The 18,247-nt window shown below is 36.0% G+C and carries 15 protein-coding genes; 13 read left to right on the top strand and 2 right to left on the bottom strand.

The genetic code is table 11. From position 1 onward, the window contains the following. Positions 1 to 19 precede the first annotated feature (19 nt). The 4 genes from prfB (at position 20) to B4F31_RS14645 (ending at position 4,580) form a co-directional block, all read left to right on the top strand. Positions 20 to 1,118 (top strand): peptide chain release factor 2 gene (prfB, locus tag B4F31_RS14660; protein ID WP_286761624.1). Its coding sequence is split into 2 segments (ribosomal slippage): positions 20 to 82 and positions 84 to 1,118, totalling 1,098 coding nucleotides; the frame shifts between segments, so codons are not numbered across the junction. Positions 1,119 to 1,188: 70 nt separating this feature from the next. After that, the gene (gene arsC / locus B4F31_RS14655; protein ID WP_075326743.1) at positions 1,189 to 1,533 is read left to right on the top strand and encodes an arsenate reductase (glutaredoxin); all 345 of its coding nucleotides are present in this window, start codon (positions 1,189 to 1,191) and stop codon (positions 1,531 to 1,533) included. 28 nt (positions 1,534 to 1,561) lie between these two features. Beyond that, on the top strand, positions 1,562 to 1,933 hold the full coding sequence (locus B4F31_RS14650) for a hypothetical protein (protein WP_286761623.1): 372 nt from the start codon (positions 1,562 to 1,564) through the stop codon (positions 1,931 to 1,933). 118 nt (positions 1,934 to 2,051) lie between these two features. Further along, complete coding sequence (locus B4F31_RS14645) at positions 2,052 to 4,580, top strand: TonB-dependent receptor domain-containing protein (protein ID WP_286761622.1); 2,529 nt, start codon at positions 2,052 to 2,054, stop codon at positions 4,578 to 4,580. A gap of 94 nt (positions 4,581 to 4,674) precedes the next feature. Here B4F31_RS14645 and B4F31_RS14640 read toward each other — a convergent pair whose 3' ends face one another. Further along, a complete protein-coding gene (locus tag B4F31_RS14640) occupies positions 4,675 to 4,851 on the bottom strand; it encodes a hypothetical protein (RefSeq protein ID WP_093302571.1) in 177 nt (58 codons plus the stop codon). Between the two features lie 182 nt (positions 4,852 to 5,033). Between B4F31_RS14640 and fumC the strand changes: the two genes are divergently transcribed. Continuing rightward, positions 5,034 to 6,431 carry a class II fumarate hydratase gene (gene fumC / locus B4F31_RS14635; RefSeq protein ID WP_286761621.1) on the top strand — a complete coding sequence of 466 codons (1,398 nt, stop codon included), beginning with the start codon at positions 5,034 to 5,036 and terminating at the stop codon, positions 6,429 to 6,431. Between the two features lie 170 nt (positions 6,432 to 6,601). Here the strand turns inward: fumC and ccsA are convergent, their stop codons facing one another. Continuing rightward, positions 6,602 to 9,790, bottom strand: a complete 3,189-nt coding sequence (gene ccsA, locus B4F31_RS14630; RefSeq protein WP_286761620.1) for a cytochrome c biogenesis protein CcsA — start codon at positions 9,788 to 9,790, stop codon at positions 6,602 to 6,604. A gap of 122 nt (positions 9,791 to 9,912) precedes the next feature. Between ccsA and B4F31_RS14625 the strand changes: the two genes are divergently transcribed. The 8 genes from B4F31_RS14625 (at position 9,913) to B4F31_RS14590 (ending at position 18,246) form a co-directional block, all read left to right on the top strand. Further along, positions 9,913 to 10,674: a Rossmann-like and DUF2520 domain-containing protein gene (locus B4F31_RS14625; RefSeq protein ID WP_286761619.1), complete on the top strand. Its 762-nt coding sequence runs from the start codon at positions 9,913 to 9,915 to the stop codon at positions 10,672 to 10,674. After that, complete coding sequence (locus tag B4F31_RS14620) at positions 10,658 to 11,167, top strand: KdsC family phosphatase (RefSeq protein ID WP_286761618.1); 510 nt, start codon at positions 10,658 to 10,660, stop codon at positions 11,165 to 11,167. Before B4F31_RS14625 ends, B4F31_RS14620 begins: the two co-directional genes overlap by 17 nt. A 3-nt stretch (positions 11,168 to 11,170) precedes the next feature. Then, a complete protein-coding gene (locus tag B4F31_RS14615; protein ID WP_286761617.1) occupies positions 11,171 to 11,497 on the top strand; it encodes a DMT family transporter in 327 nt (108 codons plus the stop codon). Positions 11,498 to 11,503: 6 nt separating this feature from the next. Further along, positions 11,504 to 12,421 carry a geranylgeranylglycerol-phosphate geranylgeranyltransferase gene (locus tag B4F31_RS14610; RefSeq protein WP_286761616.1) on the top strand — a complete coding sequence of 306 codons (918 nt, stop codon included), beginning with the start codon at positions 11,504 to 11,506 and terminating at the stop codon, positions 12,419 to 12,421. 74 nt (positions 12,422 to 12,495) lie between these two features. Beyond that, positions 12,496 to 13,086 carry a Maf-like protein gene (locus tag B4F31_RS14605; RefSeq protein WP_286761615.1) on the top strand — a complete coding sequence of 197 codons (591 nt, stop codon included), beginning with the start codon at positions 12,496 to 12,498 and terminating at the stop codon, positions 13,084 to 13,086. A gap of 152 nt (positions 13,087 to 13,238) precedes the next feature. Further along, entirely contained in the window at positions 13,239 to 13,778 is a 540-nt protein-coding gene (locus tag B4F31_RS14600; protein WP_075326733.1) for a mechanosensitive ion channel domain-containing protein, read from the top strand. Positions 13,779 to 13,944: 166 nt separating this feature from the next. Next, on the top strand, positions 13,945 to 16,431 hold the full coding sequence (locus B4F31_RS14595; RefSeq protein ID WP_286761614.1) for a PIG-L family deacetylase: 2,487 nt from the start codon (positions 13,945 to 13,947) through the stop codon (positions 16,429 to 16,431). A 108-nt stretch (positions 16,432 to 16,539) separates the two neighbouring features. Beyond that, positions 16,540 to 18,246, top strand: a complete 1,707-nt coding sequence (locus B4F31_RS14590; protein WP_286761613.1) for a sodium:solute symporter — start codon at positions 16,540 to 16,542, stop codon at positions 18,244 to 18,246. The last annotated feature ends 1 nt before the right edge of the window (position 18,247 follow it).

The raw sequence follows: 18,247 nt of genomic DNA, 5'->3' as shown, positions 1-18,247 counted from the left end.
TACCTTATAAAATTTAGATATGATTACAACTGAGCAGATCAAAGATCTCAGAGAGCGCCTTGGTGCGTTAAGGAGGTATCTTTGACATTGATGCCAAAAAAATAGAAATCTCCAACCAGGAAGAAAAAACTTTTGCTCCAGATTTTTGGGACGATCCTAAAAAAGCTGAGGCACTAATGCGTGATCTCAATACTGAAAAGCAATGGGTAGACGAATTTGAAAAAGGAGAAACCCTGGTAGAAGATTTAGAGGTTTTGTATGAATTTTATAAGGAAGATGAAGCTACGCAAAAAGATGTGGAAGAAAAACATAAGCAGGCCTTAGACCTTATAGAACACCTTGAATTTAAAAATATGCTTTCGGAAGAGGGTGATAAATTGAGTGCGGTTTTACAAATTACTGCCGGTGCCGGTGGTACCGAAAGTTGCGACTGGGCAGAGATGCTTATGCGTATGTACCTTATGTGGGCCGAAAAGCGCAGGTTTAAAATAAAAGAATTGAATTACCAGGCAGGTGATGTTGCAGGAATTAAAACGGTAACGCTTGAAATTGAAGGCGATTTTGCTTTTGGATGGTTAAAAGGAGAAAATGGCGTACACAGATTGGTACGAATTTCCCCATTTGACAGTAATGCGAAAAGGCACACCTCTTTTGCTTCGGTTTATGTATATCCGTTGGCTGATGATTCTATTGCGATAGACATTAATCCTTCTGAGATTTCCTGGGAAACTATGCGTTCTTCTGGAGCTGGGGGACAAAATGTAAATAAGGTTGAAACCGCGGTTAGATTGCGCCACGCTCCCACGGGAATTGTTGTAGAAAATTCTGAAACACGATCGCAGCTGGAAAATAAGACCAAGGCAATGCAGCTTTTAAAAAGCCAGTTGTATGAAATAGAACTTCAGAAACAACAGGCACAGCGCAGGGAAATTGAAGATTCTAAAATGAAAATTGAATGGGGATCTCAAATTAGAAATTACGTGATGCATCCGTATAAATTGGTTAAAGACGTAAGAACTGCAGAAGAAACCGGAAATGTAGATGCCGTGATGAATGGTGATATTGATATGTTTTTAAAAGCTTTTTTAATGATGATGGGACAACGGCAGGAAGATTGATAAGTTTATGCTCATAAATTTTAGAATTAGAATTTATTGTTTATTTTAAAGAAGCCAAAACCAAAAAATAATGATTACAGTTTACCATAACGCCAGATGTAAAAAATCCCGGGAAGGATTGGAAATCGTTAAAAACTCAGGAAAAGATTATGAGGTTAGAGAATATTTAAAAGAACCTCTTTCTGAAACTGAATTAAAGCAAATTCTGGATAAATTAAGTTTTTATCCTATGCAGTTAATAAGAACCAACGAAAAGATCTGGAAAGAAGAATATAAAAATAAAGATCTTAGCGACAGGGAATTAATTACTGTAATGGTTAAAAATCCAAAATTAATTGAAAGACCTATTGTAGAAACTAAAGATACTGCGGTTGTAGGTCGCCCGGGTTCTAAAATTGAAGATTTATTACAATAAAAGTTTTGGTAATTCAAACCAGTAAAAAATGAAAACTCAACATAAAATAGCTATAATTGGGGCCGCCGGATTTCTAGCAGCGGGATTTGTTTTTTCCCATTTTTACCTGCATAGAAAAAGCAGAAAAGAACTTCTTGAAATTGCAAGGGAATTAGCCTATACCTGGAAAAGAGAATTAGAACTGGATTTTGAACAAACCGGTAAACTTGAAGATCTTATTATAGAATACACACTTAAAAAGAATGAAATCCTTAATACTACGGCTTTACATGAAGATGAAATAATCTTTAAACTCAAGGAAATTCAAAAGGCAGAACATAGAAAGTTGCAGAAATTAATGAGCAAAAAGCAGTTTGAAAAATATCTTGAATTAAATAAGAAAATTAGTCGTAAATCTTAAGTATTGAAGCTCAGTGATAAAAGTACTTTTAACATTTAAAAGTCGTATTTAACGCGAGTTTAACCCAAATTCCATTAAACCATTTGAGAAAGTTGGGGTCAAAGAATAAAATTTTTCTATGACCACCAAAATCTTGAGTACGCTCAGTGCAGCGTTTTTTCTTTTTTTCAGCCTTAGCGGCTTCGCCCAATCGGGCCCGCATAAAATTTCCGGAAAAGTAATGGACGAGGAGATGAATGTTCCTCTTGAATTTGCAACAGTTTCTGTAGTTAATGCCAACGAACCTGCAGATGTTACAGGAGTTGTAACCAATTCTCAGGGAAATTTCTCTATAGAAGTTCCAGAAGGCACCTATAATGTTATTGTTGAATTTATCTCTTATGAAACTAAAGAATTCAATGATCGTAAGGTAGATTCAGATATTAATTTAGGAACTATCAGCCTAGGGCTAGATTCAGATAGTCTTGACGAGGTTGTAGTCCAGGCAGAAACTACACAGGTTAGCGTTCAACTTGATAAAAAGATTTATAATATAGGAAAAGACCTTACCACCGCAGGAGGTACTGTTAGTGATGCTCTTAATAACGTTCCTTCGGTTTCTGTAGATGTTGAGGGCGGAATTAGCTTAAGAGGGAATCAAAATGTTAGAATCCTTATTAATGGTAAACCATCGGCAATGGCCGGGTTTGGAGATAGCAACGTTTTAAGCCAGCTTCCTGCTGAAGCTATTGAACGTGTTGAAGTTATTACTTCCCCCTCGGCTAGATATGATGCTGAAGGTACAGCGGGTATTTTAAATATTATTCTTAGACAAAAAGAAACCCTTGGATTTAACGGTTCAGTAAATTTAAACTTAGGTCATCCCGATAATGCCGGACTTTCCACTAATCTTAACTATAGAACTGAAAAATTCAATCTATTTACTAATATTGGATGGCGCTATTTTGATGCTCCCCAAAATAACTATAGCGATACCGAATATCTAAGACGATTTAATTCTGATGGGGAAATTGTTAGACCCGAATATGATAGAATTCGCGAGGAACGGGAAACAGAGCGTTTAAATAGAAACTACAACGGTAATTTTGGAATTGAATATTTCCTTACCGAACAATCTTCCCTTACAGCCAGTATTTTTTATCGCTACGGTGAGGATGAAGATAAAACCTTGAATAATAGTGATCGCTATATTGGTGGCAGTTTAGTTGAAGAAACTTTAAGAAGAGAGTTGCAAAGTGAAGAAGATAATAGCTACCAGATTTCAATAAATTACCAGAATAAATTTAATGATGAAGGTCACGAACTTACTGCCGATTTTCAATATGAAAATGATGCCGAAGTTCAAAATACTTTTATAAACGAAGAATATATTTCTACAAACCAGGAAAATACTGAAGCTTTTCAACGAGAAGAAGTTTATACCGAAGAAGATCAAAAAGAATATTTAATCCAGGCAGATTATGTTTTACCGCTTGGGGAAGACGCTAGATTTGAAGCCGGTTACCGCGGAAATTTTGAGAACGAAATTACAGATTACCGTCTACAACAGGAAGATTTAGCTACTGGAAATTTGGTAACTAACGATACGCTTACCAATATCTTTGATTACGAAGAAAACGTAAATGCCCTGTATTCTCAATACGGAACCAAATTTGGTAAATTTTCATTTCTTTTAGGTTTAAGATTAGAAAACACTCAACTTAAAGGTGATATAAATTCAAGACTAAGTGATGAAGAACTTGTTGAAGCTTTTGGATTCCCAATTCAAACCAAATTTGACAACAATTATTTAGGCTTGTTCCCAACAGTTAATTTAATTTACGAATTATCCAGTGATGGTGGCGAAGAAGAAAATATAACTGTAGGATATAATAGAAGGATTAACCGTCCAAGAGGTTGGTATATTAATCCGTTCCCATCTCGTTCAAGTCGTACCAATGTATTTCAGGGGAATCCTAATTTACAACCGGCTTTTGCCAGCGCTTTTGATATTGGATACTTAAAACGGTGGGATAAAATAACCTTTACTTCTTCTGTTTATTATCAGCACGAAACAGATTCGTTTGAAAGAGTTGAAGAAAATACAGGCCAGGAAACTACAGATGGGATTGATATTATTAGAACTATCCCTATTAACCTTGCTACTAATAAAAGAACCGGTGGTGAACTTGGTATTCTTTACAACCCTGCAGACTGGTTAAGATTAAATAGTAGTTTTAACTTTTTCCAGTTTGAAACTGAGGGTGAATTTAACGGTGTAGATTATGGAGCAAAAAATACAAGCTGGTTTGCAAGGTTTAGCTCTAAAGTAACACTTCCCGGTGCTATAGACTGGCAAACCAATGCTTTCTATCGTGGCCCACAAGAAAATGCACAAACTAAAAACGAAGGGATTTTTTCTATAGATCTTGCTTTTAGTAAAGAAATTCTAAACGATAATGTTACGCTCTCTTTAAACGTAAGAGATTTATTAAATTCAAGAAAAAGGAAATCATTTACTTCTACTGAATTCTTTAACAGGGAAAGTGAATTCCAATGGAGACAGAGACAAATTAATCTTTCGGTAATATATAGATTCAATCAGCAAAAACGTGAACAACGACGTGGTGGTGAAGAAGATTTTGATGATCCAGGATTTGAAGGATAATTTAGAACTAATAAAACCGGCTTAAATAAGCCGGTTTTATATTTTATTGTTAAAAAATAAGGCATAAAAAAAGGGACATTAACCGTCCCTTTTTTTATGCTTTTTCTTCTTTAGCTTTTTTTCTAGCTTCTTTCTTTTCTTTAAGCAATTCAGCAACCGAACCGCCTATCCAATAGGGTAAGATAGCCATTAGGAAAATCATAAGCCAGAATCCCATAGTTAAAATAACCAGGAAAGCCAGGAAACCGAGGTATTGATCGAATTCGAACATAATATCAAAAGTTTTTTGATCTGGTCAAAGATAGTAAGCTTTGCCGGCTTATCACAATTAATTTGTGAGAAATTCACACTTACTTGACAAAAATCAGAAAAAATACAGGCTAAATTCTTTGTTTTTATACCTGTAAAAAAGCCGCTAACTTGTAAATTTGTGTCACAACTAATATATTAATTATGGACTATAGAATAGAAAAAGATACTATTGGAGAAGTAAAGGTTCCGGCCGATAAACTCTGGGGTGCCCAAACGGAACGCTCCCGGAATAATTTTAAAATTGGTCCTGCCGCCAGTATGCCTCTGGAAATAGTTTATGGTTTTGCTTACCTCAAAAAAGCTGCTGCATACACCAACTGCGAATTAGGTGTTTTGCCGGTAGATAAAAGAGATTACATTGCCCAGGTTTGTGACGAAATTCTTGAAGGGAAACATGATAACCAATTTCCTTTGGTAATTTGGCAAACCGGAAGCGGTACTCAAAGCAATATGAACGTAAATGAAGTTATTGCCAACCGCGCGCACCAACTTGCAGGAAAAACTTTGGGAGAAGGCGATAAAACCCTGCAACCAAACGATGATGTAAATAAATCGCAATCTTCTAACGATACTTTTCCTACGGGAATGCATATCGCTGCCTATAAAAAAATCACGAAAGTTACCCTTCCGGGTGTAAGACAGCTTCGTGATACTTTAAAGAAAAAGTCAGATGAGTTTAAAGAAGTTGTAAAAATTGGGCGTACGCATTTTATGGATGCCACTCCCCTAACCCTGGGCCAAGAATTTAGTGGTTATGTGGCTCAACTGGATCACGGAATTAATGCGCTGGAAAATACGCTTCCGCATTTAGCCGAATTAGCACTTGGTGGCACCGCAGTTGGTACGGGATTAAATACTCCAAAAGGATATTCAAAGCGCGTTTCTGAATTTATCGCAAAATTCACTGAATTACCATTTGTTTCGGCAGGAAATAAATTTGAAGCTCTTGCCGCACATGATGCTTTTGTTGAAACTCACGGGGCTTTAAAACAATTAGCGGTTTCCCTAAATAAAATAGGAAATGATATTAGAATGCTTTCCTCAGGACCAAGAAGTGGAATTGGAGAGATCAATATTCCGGCTAATGAACCGGGATCTTCCATTATGCCCGGAAAAGTGAATCCTACGCAATGTGAAGCTTTAACTATGGTTTGCGCACAGGTAATGGGTAACGACGTGGCGATTGGTGTTGGCGGAATGCAGGGCCAGTTTGAATTAAATGTATTTAAACCGGTTATGGCTGCCAACTTATTACAAAGTGCAGAACTTATTGGTGACGCCTGTGTATCTTTTGATGTTAATTGTGCCCATGGAATTGAAGCGAACACGCCAAGAATTAAAGAACATTTAAATAATTCCTTGATGCTGGTTACTGCTTTAAATACAAAAATCGGGTATTACAAAGCCGCTGAAATTGCCAATAAAGCTCACGAAGACGGCACTACACTTAAAGAAGCTGCCGTTGAATTAGGACACCTTACCGAAGATCAATTTGATGAATGGGTGCAACCTAAAGATATGGTTGGAAATATTAAATAATTGATTCCTTTGTATAAACTCAAAAAGCCTGTCTAAAAAATTTAGACAGGCTTTTTTATTATTCGTCTTCCTAAACTTGTTTCAGGATCTAAGTTGTTGTGAATCTACACATATTAGAAGCATAACCACATTGCTTTAGGCACGAGACTTTTCAGTTCGCAATTTTCTAATTATTTTTCAATCTTCTTCTTAGGCTTTTTAGCATAAAACTTCTGGAATCTCCAGTACGAAACTGCACCCAGCAAGGCTACTATAGCCACGGCGTAATAAATAAATGTTGGCGTTATCACTTTATCTCCGCTTGCGTATGAGTGTAAACCAGCTAAGTAGAAGTTTACTCCAAAATAAGTCATTAAAATACTGGCAAAAGATACAACAGCCATAAGGTTAAAGAACCACCTGCTTCGTAATCCCGGCACCAGTCGCATATGTATTACGAAGGCATAAACCATAATACTAATTAAAGCCCAGGTTTCTTTAGGGTCCCAGCCCCAGTAACGTCCCCAGCTTTCATTAGCCCACTGGCCTCCAAGAAAGTTTCCAATAGTTAACATTACCAAACCAACAGTTAAGGCCATTTCAGTAATAATGGTGATCTCTTTTATATTGAGATCCATTTTCCTCTTATTCTTTTCCGTAGTAAAAATCATTAAAAGCAATGCCACTGCCCCCAGAATCATTCCCAGGGTAAACGGGCCGTAACTTCCTACAATTACTGAAACGTGAATCATTAACCAATAAGAATCTAACACAGGCTGGAGGTTTGCTATAGATGGATCCATCCAGTTCCAGTGCGCAATCATCAAAATCATTGAAGTTACAAAGGCTGTAGATGCAATAGTTAAGGTACTTTTTCTTCCAAAAGCCAAACCAAAGAACATTGTGGCCCAGGCTACGTAAATCATAGACTCGTAAGCATCACTCCAGGGTGCGTGTCCAGAAATATACCACCGGGCAATTAAACCTAAAGTATGTAAAACAAAAAGGACTATTATAACGCCGGCGCTTATTTTAACCAGCCAATCAATAAATTTATTTTCTTTAAAAATCTTTACAATTACAATAACCAGCATAAATAAACCGGCGATCATATACATCCAGAAAAGATTCCTGAAAATATCGTATTTGTTATAAGCAATTTCTGCATTAACCTTTTCTTCTGAAGGCAATACTTCGGCCCCGAATTTTTTTTGAAATCCTTTTATACTTTCAAGAAATTGGTTTGCTTTAGAATAATCTCCACTTTCAACCGCATCAGAAAGGGAGGTCATATAAAGCGGAAGAATTTGTTTGGTGTACACCGAATCCATTCCTTTAAAAGCACCTTCTTCATCTTCTAATTCAGGATAAGAAACCCATTTATTATTTTCATGTTCCGGAATTGGGAAAATTCTTAAAATCTTACCCTGAAGCGCACGATATAATAAATTCACTTTTTTATCGGTATTGATAAAATCTTTCTGAAATTTATTAGGTACAGCAGCCTGGTAGGCTTCTTCTAAAAGTGGAGAAAGCTTATAATTCCCCATTTCGTCAAAGAAACTACTAAGAGTGAGGTATTTTTTCCCTTCTTCTACCCCAAGAAGATTATGCAAACTATCGTTATGTTTTTCAACATAAATAATAGGTACATTATACCAAATCATTGGGTTTTGAGTAAGTGAGACTAAAACCTGGTCAGAACTTAAACCTTCGTAAGAATCAGATTTACTTAATTTTCGAAGCAATTCTGAAGAATACGTATTAGCGGGTTTCATCCTTCCACCGGCATCCTGGATTATAAGTCGGCCAAAATCAGCAGCGTGCTCTTCGCTTATGGCGTTGCTTTTAATAATAGAATCTACTTCCCTTTTGGCCGATTCAGCATGTTCGTGCTCGTCTCCCGGTGTTTGTGCAAACATAGAGCCGGTAGCCATAAAGAAAATAAGCACAGTAGTTAATTTTTTCTTTTTGTCTTTTACTTTTTCAAGCATATCCTTAAGGTTTCCAAAACGGGAACCTTTATCAAACAAGATGAGCATTAATCCTAAATAAAGTAGAAAATAACCTATATAAGTTACCCAGGTACCCCAGAAATCGTGATTTACAGAAAGTACTGTACCGCTTTCATCTGGCATAAAACTGGCCTGGAAGAATCTGAAACCTTTGTGATCTAAAACGTGGTTCATATAAATCTCGTACGGAACATTTTCTTTTCCTTCTTCCACAATTTCAACTTTACTTTTAAATGAAGAATAACTGTTTTCAGTTCCCGGATATCTATTGGCAATAAAATCGTTCAATTTTAATGCGAAAGGCAATTCTATCTCTTTACTACCGTAGTTAAGGAATAGTTCCAGGCCGGCAACTTCTACTTTATGCGGTTCACTGGGAATTCCCTGGCCACCCAAAATAGTAACTGTTTCAGATTCCCCTTCAGAAGTAACTTTTACCGTTAGCGCATCGCTCTGGCCATCGGTTTTTTCTGGTGTTTTTACAATATCGTATTTTCCTTTAACCACCGGTTCAGGAATTACAAATTGCATAGCCCCTATATTATAAAGAGAGCGCAGCATTAAGTTTTGCGTAGAATCTTTAACCAAATTCCCTTTCTCCTGGTCGGCCATTCGCATATAATCGCCTTCAAATGGAGAATTTATAGTGTATTTTCCGGTTTCTTCCTCATACGTTATATTAATCGCTCCCTCGGTAGGTTCATTTAATGCAAATAAAACATTATGTATGTTTTGAACTTCGCCCTCCTTTAAATAATGGTCGTGACGATTACCACCACCGGCTTCTACCAGTTTAAGATGATTCTCTCCATCTTCGGCAGGAACTAATTCTTCTTTAGCACCATAAATAAAATTGGTAGCTTCAATAGTAACCGGTTGCCCATTATAATCGGTATTTAATACGTAGTCATTCTCGGTTTCAGGGGCAAAAAGTACCTGTTCTTCCAAAACCCTTCGGCGAGGTTCGCCGTCTATTTCCCCGTCAATAAATGCGGTAAAATAGGTTTTTTCTGAAAGCATGATATTTGTAGTTTCACCTTCCGTGATAGGCATCACCCCTTCATAACTAATATATCGGGTAATAAAGGCACCAACTAAAATTAATACAAACGACAAATGGATTAAAAGTGAAGACCATTTTTCGCGTTTATGAAGGTTATACCGTTTAATATTTCCGGCGAAATTAATCACAAAAAATACCATAATGGCTTCAAACCACCAGGCGTTATAAATTAACACTCTTGCGGTTTCTATACTGTACCAACTTTCAATAAATGTTCCCAACGCCAGGGCTATTGCATAGACCACAAATAAGACTGCCATTATACGTGTAGAAAATATGACAGAGGCTATTTTATTCTGCATGAAGTAACTCTTTTAAGCCCGCAAATTTAGGGAATTTTAACGGTTTGAAATAGTAAAAATCAAGACATTCTTCTACATGAATGTTAATTTTATTGCCTCAATATTTTTAATAATTTAGCCGAATGATAGAAGTGGTAATTTTAGGTGCAGGGAATGTTGCATTTCATCTTTTTAAGGCATTTTCTGAAGCAGAAAACACCAGGGTAATCCAGGTGTATAATCACCGGGAAGAAAACCTGAGTTATTTTAAAGATTACACCAATATCACAAACAGAATCAGCGATTTAAAAGTGGCCGATTTCTATTTACTCGCTTTAAAAGATGATGTAATTGCCGATGTTGCCCATAATCTAAAAAACCTTCCAGGATTAGTTTTACATACCTCGGGCGCGGTAAGTTTAAATGCGTTGGAAAATTTGAGTAATTTCGGAGTGTTTTATCCGTTGCAAACTTTTTCTAAAAACAAATTGGTAGATTTTGCTGAAATCCCGGTTTGCATCGAAGCAAATTCAGCTGAAAATTTAGAAAAAATTAAGAAACTGGCTTTAGAAATCACCAAAGACGTTAGAGAAGTAAATTCTGAACAACGCAAAGCTTTACACCTGGCGGCAATTTTTGTAAATAATTTCAGCAATCATTTATATACTCTTGGCGCAGAAATTTGCGAAAATAACCAAGTAGATTTTAGTATTTTAAGACCACTTATTAAGGAAACGGCTTCAAAAATTGAAAGCTTAACACCAAAAGATGCTCAAACCGGCCCGGCCATAAGAAACGATCAAAAAACGATTGAAGCCCATTTAAGACTTTTACCAAAAAAAAATAAAGACATTTACAGCATTTTAACCCAATCTATTCAGGATTTCCATGGAAAAAAATTATAAAGAATACCTAAACCAAATTAACACCTTTGTTTTTGATGTAGACGGTGTGCTTACCGATGGTAGCATTCAAATTAGTACCGAAGGGGAACTACTGCGAACTATGAATATTAAAGATGGCTATGCTTTAAAAGCAGCTAAAAATGCCGGTTTTACGGTTTGTATAATTTCTGGAGGGAAAAACGAAGGCGTTCGGAAACGTCTTAGAGACCTTGGAATTACAGATATTTATCTTGGCATTCACGATAAAGTGGAACAAATGGACGAGTTTTTCGATATTTATGAAATTAACGCCGAAGATGTTCTCTATATGGGAGACGATATACCTGATTATTACCCTATGAAACTTGTTGGTTTACCTTGCTGCCCCCAGGATGCGGTAGCCGAAGTAAAAGAAATTTCAAAATATGTTTCGCATAAAAAAGGCGGAAAAGGCTGTGTAAGAGATGTGATTGAGCAGGTGATGAAAGTGCAGGGTAAATGGATTGAGAAATAATAAATGAACTGGATTATACTTATTCTCGCCGGACTTTTTGAAGTAGGTTTCGCTTTTTGCCTGGGAAAAATGAAAGTCACCTCGGGAAATACCAGTACCCTTTGGTTTGTTGGCTTTTTAATTTCGCTCACGCTAAGTATGGTTCTACTTTACAAAGCTACCCAAACGCTACCCATAGGTACTGCTTACGCGGTTTGGACAGGTATTGGAGCTGTGGGCACGGTTTTGCTGGGTATTTTTATCTTTAAGGAACCCGTGCATTTTTGGCGAATCTTTTTCTTAAGCACCTTAATTATTTCCATCATAGGTTTAAAATTTGTTTCTGAATAATTAAATATGATAGCATACCTCAAACTAATTCGGTGGCCTAACCTGGTTTTTATTGCACTCACTTTAATCCTGATTAAATTTTCATTTTTTGAGGAATTTGGCGCTGCAATTACGCTTAGCACTTTTGGGTATGCGCTACTTATGCTTGCCACACTTTGTATTGCCGCTTCGGGATACGTAATTAATGATATTTATGATGTACAGGCCGATAAAATTAATAAGCCGGAAAAGCTAATTATAGACAATAAAATTTCAGAAAAAAATGCGAATAATTTATTTATAATTTTAAATGTTATTGGCGTAGGAAGTGGTTTTTACCTGGCTAATTTACTGGGCAAACCCGGGTTTGTTGCGATTTTCATCTTTTCTTCAGCTTTACTCTACCTCTATGCCAGTTATTTAAAGCAAATTCCTGTGCTGGGGAATGTTTTAATTAGCTTGTTGGTTGGCTTTGTGGTGCTTTTGCCTTCGGTTTTTGATCTTTTTCCTGCAATAAATTCACAAAACAAGCAGGTTCAATCTTTACTATTTTCAATTTTACTGGATTATGCAATTTTTGCCTTTCTAATAAATTTACTTCGGGAAATATTAAAAGATCAGGAAGATGTGAAAGGAGATTATAACGCCGGAATACAAACCTTACCTATAATGCTTGGGCATAGCCGCACCAATAAAATCATTTTTGCAATAGGTATTTTACCTGTGGCCGCAATTGTATATTATATTTATAATTATTTATTTGAGAATACTTTCCTAGTAATTTTTACTCTTATTTTTATACTCGCACCCCTACTATATTTTCAGGTTAAAATTTGGGAAGCTAAAAAGAAGAAACATTATTCACACCTAAGCTTATTATTAAAAATAATAATGTTTTTCGGACTAACTTCTATAGGCTTATATCAGTTTATTCTTGCTTCATAGAATTTACAGTCGGTCTTTACAATGAACCAATTTTCCAAATAATCTTATCTTTCAGGGATTTTAATAATATTACTATGCTAAAAGCAATTTTAAAAAATAAAGAAATAATTCTCGCTTCAGGCTCACCGAGACGTCACCAATTTTTTAAAGACCTGGATATTCCCTTTAAAACCGATGTAAGACCGGTGAAAGAAGTTTGTCCCGACTACCTTAAAAAAGAAGAAATAACCGATTTCCTGGCTCAGTTAAAAGCTGAAGCTTTTCAAAAAGAATTAAAAAAAGATCAGATTTTAATTACCAGCGATACCATTGTGTATAACGAAAACAAAGCTATGGGAAAACCTGAAACCACGCTTGAAGCTAAAGAGATGCTTAGATCATTATCGGGTAAAACCCATAGTGTGTTTACTTCGGTATGCTTTACTACGCACAATCATCAATCTACTGTAAACTGCGAAACAAAAGTAACTTTTAAAGAACTTACCAGTGGGGAGATTGATTATTACGTTGAAAATTTTAAACCCTTTGACAAAGCTGGCGGCTATGCCATACAGGAATGGATTGGCTTAATTGGAATTACCAATCTGGAAGGAAGTTATTTTAATGTAGTAGGACTTCCAACCTATTTAGTTTATAACGAACTAATTGATCTTGCTTCTATTTAAATTGTAATTATTTTATTATAAAATTATTATGCAATACAATCTTAAGCTTTGAGTTAACTTTAAACGAAAAGTAAAAATTTTAAATAAGTCCATAATTTTTATTTGAAAATAGCTTTTAAAATCTACCTTTATATAAAATTATTAGCACTAAAATGTTTGAAGTTTTAACTCAATACAGATCTGAAATTACCTACACGATAATTACTGTATTTGCCTTATTAATCGTTCAGTTTTTATTAAAAAAAGCTGCTCATAGGGTTGGAAAACGAAGTGAAATAGACTTTACCCGAACCCGGTTAATGTTTAAATACATCAATATTCTTATCCTGTTTATCGCGGTTTTCTTATTAGCTATTGCCTGGGGAATGGGACTAACCGAACTTTCTTTAATCTTTTCTTCGGTTTTTGCAGTGCTTGGAGTTGCGCTTTTTGCTATTTGGTCTATTCTTAGCAATATTACTTCTGGTGTAATTCTTTTCTTTTCATTTCCGTATAAAATTGGAGACAAAATAAAGATTCACGATAAAGATCTACCTATTGAAGCTATTATTGAAGATATAAAGGCTTTCCATTTGCACCTCAGAACTTTAGAGGGAGAATTAATAACCTACCCAAATAACTTAATTCTGCAAAAAGCGGTTTCTTTAGTTGCCAAAGATGTTTACCTGGATGGAGATAAAAGCAGTCTTTAAACATTTTAGAAATCTTTTGCTTTCTAGAATTCTGCGGGTATTATTGTAAATTATAAATAGCTTCAGCATAATTAAATTACGATTACCGGGTAAAAGCAGTTAATTTTCTATCTTCAGGCGACTAAAGTTTTTATATTTGGATGTCTTATTAATCGCCGTGAAATTTATGCGAAAACTATTTAGTTTACTTTTCTGTTTTTTCCTGTTGAATTTACACGCACAGGAACCCGAAAAATTAAATGCTTCTGAAATATTTCAGAAAATAAAAAAGCTGAATTTCCTTGGTTCGGTTTTATACATTGGCGCACACCCCGATGATGAAAACACCCGATTAATCTCCTATTTTTCAAACGAAAAACACGCGCGAACAGCATATTTATCCTTAACCCGAGGCGATGGTGGTCAAAACCTAATTGGCCCAGAACTAAGAGAACAACTGGGATTAATAAGAACCCAGGAATTACTTGCGGCGAGAGAAATAGATGGTGGAGAGCAGTTTTTTACCCGTGCTAACGATTTTGGTTATTCTAAAACCCCGGAAGAAACCCTTGAAATATGGGATAAAGAAAAAGTATTAAGCGATGTGGTTTGGATAATTAGAAATTTTAAACCCGATGTGATTATAAATCGGTTTAATCATCGCACCCCAGGCAGTACTCACGGGCATCACACTTCTTCTGCCTTACTAAGTTTAGAAGCTTTTGATGCTGCTGCAAATCCCAATAAATTTCCAGACCAATTAAATTATACCAACACCCACCAACCAAAACGAGCATATTTTAATACTTCGCCCTGGTTTTATGGCGGTGAAGAAGCTTTTGAAGAAGCCAGTAAAGATAGATTTATAAGTTTTGACACCGGAGTTTATTTTCCGCTGCTGGGACTTTCAAATCCCGAAATTTCATCTTTAAGCCGAAGCCAACACCAATCTCAAGGCTTTGGAAGTACTGGATCCCGTGGGAAACAAATGGAGTATTTAGAACCAATTAAAGGAGATACCATACGCTCGCAAGATGTTTTTGAAGGTATAGATACTTCCTGGAACAAATTAGAAGGTGGTGCTGAAATTGGCCAAATTCTATATCAGGTTGAAGAAAACTATAGGTTTACAAATCCTGCAGCGAGCCTACCCCAACTTCTTGAAGCCTATAAACTCATTAAAAAATTACCCAATGAACATTGGCGGGAATTAAAGACCAAAGAAATTAAAAATATTATTTATGCTAGTACAGGCTTATTTTTAGAAGCAGTAGCTTCTCAGCCTTCAGCAACTCCAAAAGATAGCGTAACAATTAATCTGGAGGCCATTAACCGAAGTGATTTCCCTGTAACTCTGAGTTCAATTGAATTAAGTCTGAATAACTCTAAAATTCAACCCGAAGCCAAACTAAAAAATAACGAAAACTGGCAAAATAAGATCGCTTTAAAGGTTCCGGAAAAAACATCTTATACCACGCCATACTGGTTAGAGGAAGAATCAAAAAACGGAATGTATATTGTAAAAGATCGTGAACTTATTGGGCTACCCGAAACACCAGGTCTTACTAAAGCAGTTTTTAAGCTCAATTTTAAGGATGTTTCCCTAAACTTTGAAAAACCTATAGTTTATAAATATAATGATGCTGTTTTTGGCGAAACCTATCAACCTTTTGAGATTATTCCTAAAGTTTCCCTCGTTTTTGAAGAAGATGTAATCATTTTTGAAAATGAGAAATCTAAAAAAGTTTCAGTAAAACTTACTTCGGGAAAACCAAATATTCAGGGAGAGGTTAGTCTTACTGCCGGGGAAAACTGGAAAATTAAACCAGAAAATCACAAATTTCAGCTTCAGCAAAAAGGGAGTTCAGTAACGGTAACTTTTGAGGTTACTCCGCCCAAAGAACAGGAAGAAACTTTTATAATTCCTTCAGCTACAATAAACGGAGAGGAATTTTCAGAAAAACTCATCAGTATAGATTACAAACACATTCCGAAACAAAACCTGGTAGTTCCTGCAAAATTAAAAGTTGCAAGACTGGAAATCGAGAAAAAAGGAGATTTAGTAGGTTACATTGAAGGTGCGGGTGATGTTGTTCCAGAAAGCCTTCAGCAAATTGGATATAGAGTTAATAAATTAAATGTGGCTTCAATTTCACAGGCTTCATTGCAAAAATATGATGCGGTGGTACTGGGAATTCGTGCATTAAACACCGTGGAAACCTTAAAATATAAGCAACAGGCGCTTTTTGATTATGTAAAAAATGGCGGCAATCTTATTGTGCAATACAACACCAACCATGGGCTGGTAACAGAGAATATTTCTCCTCTTCCGCTTGAATTATCTCGAGACAGGGTAACCGATGAGACGGCCGAAGTTAGGTTTTTAGCCGAAGATCATCCCATCTTAAATTTTCCGAATAAAATCACCGAAAAAGATTTTGAAAATTGGGTGCAGGAACGCGGACTTTACTTTCCTGATTCCTGGAGTGAGGAATTTACACCAATCCTTTCTATGAACGATAAAAATGAAACTCCCAAAGATGGAAGTTTAATGGTTGCAAAATATGGAGAAGGGTATTTTATTTATACCGGTTTAAGCTTTTTTAGACAGTTTCCGGTGGGAGTTCCCGGAGCTTACAGGCTTTTTGCTAATATGATTTCAATAGGAAAATAATGAAGAAACCCGAAAAATTTACCTGGAAGAAATCCTACACTTTTGTTCTTTTGGCCAACGCAGCCTACATAATTGTGTTTTATTTTATAATGTCTCAATTCACCTAATATGCAATTAATAGACTGGATTGTTCTTCTTGGTACGCTTACTTTTATAGTTACTTACGGCGTTTACAAAACCCGAAATAATAAGGGCGCACAAGATTATATTCGCGGTGGCAGCGAGACCCGGTGGTGGACAATTGGGCTTTCTACAATGGCAACTCAAGCCAGTGCCATCACCTTTCTTTCTACACCAGGCCAGGCTTTTCACGATGGGATGGGTTTTGTACAGTTCTATTTTGGGCTACCTATTGCAATGGTAATTATTTGCATGTTTTTTATTCCCATTTATCGAAGACTCAACGTTTATACCGCTTACGAATATTTAGAATCAAGATTCGATAGAAAAACCCGAACATTAACTGCAGTACTATTTTTAATACAACGAGGCCTGGCAGCCGGTTTAACTATTTTTGCGCCTGCAATTATTCTTTCAGCAGTTTTAGGCTGGAACCTCTCTGGATTAACTGTGCTAATTGGTTCCTTAGTTATTATTTATACGGTTGCCGGGGGCACAAAAGCCGTAAGTGTTACTCACAAGCAACAAATGGCAGTAATTCTCACGGGTATGTTTGCTGCATTTTTTATTATTCTAAGCTATTTACCCGAAAATATTAATTTTAGCAATGCTCTTGAAATTGCCGGTGCCAGCGGCAAAATGGATATTCTGGATTTCTCTTTCGATTTTGAAAACCGATATACTTTCTGGAGCGGAATTATTGGCGGTAGCTTTTTAGCACTTTCCTATTTTGGAACAGATCAAAGCCAGGTGCAACGTTATTTAAGCGGAAGATCGGTTAACGAGAGCCGAATGGGAATGATTATGAATGGGATGCTTAAAGTGCCGTTACAGTTCTTTATTTTGCTTGTAGGTGTCCTGGTTTTTGTATTCTATCAGTTTAACAACGCTCCTTTGAATTTTAATCCCGCAGCCACTGAAACCGTTTTAAATTCAGATTACGGAAATCAATATGAAGATTTAATGCTGGAGCACGATGAGATACAGCAGGAAAAACAGAATCTTCATTTACAATTTGCCGAAAACAATAATTTTACTCCTGAAAATAATTCTACTTATCGCGAAAACCTGGCTACTTTAAATGCTTCAGAAAACGAAACGAGAGAAAAAGCAAGGAAATTAATAGACGCATCAGACAAAGATGCCGAGAGCAACGATAAAGATTATGTATTTATTCATTTTATTCTGAATAACCTTCCACGCGGATTAATTGGTTTGTTATTAGCAGTAATCCTATCTGCAGCAATGTCTTCTACCGCTTCCGAATTAAATGCGTTGTCCTCCACAACTTCCATAGATCTATATAAAAGAAGCCGAAAAACAGAAATGTCTGACGAGCATTATGTAAAAGCTTCAAAATGGTTTACCCTACTCTGGGGAGCCATTGCCATTGCCTTTGCCAGTTTTGCTAATTTATTTGATAACCTTATCCAGCTGGTAAATATCATCGGTTCTATTTTCTACGGAAATGTTTTGGGAATATTTTTACTGGCATTTTTTATTAAAATTGTAAATAGTAATTCGGTTTTTGTAGCCGCAATAATCACACAAATTATAGTAATAATTCTCTATAAATTTGATGTGATGCCCTATTTATGGCTCAATTTAGTAGGATGTTTACTTGTCATGGCACTTGCTCTAATCCTGGAATTATTTATAAAAACCCCGGAACATAAAATTAAAAGAAACACCTAAT

The sequence above is a fragment of the Salegentibacter sp. UBA1130 genome, from assembly GCF_002311535.1.
Classification (GTDB): domain Bacteria; phylum Bacteroidota; class Bacteroidia; order Flavobacteriales; family Flavobacteriaceae; genus Salegentibacter; species Salegentibacter agarivorans.
This window is presented reverse-complemented; position numbering and strand designations above follow the sequence as displayed.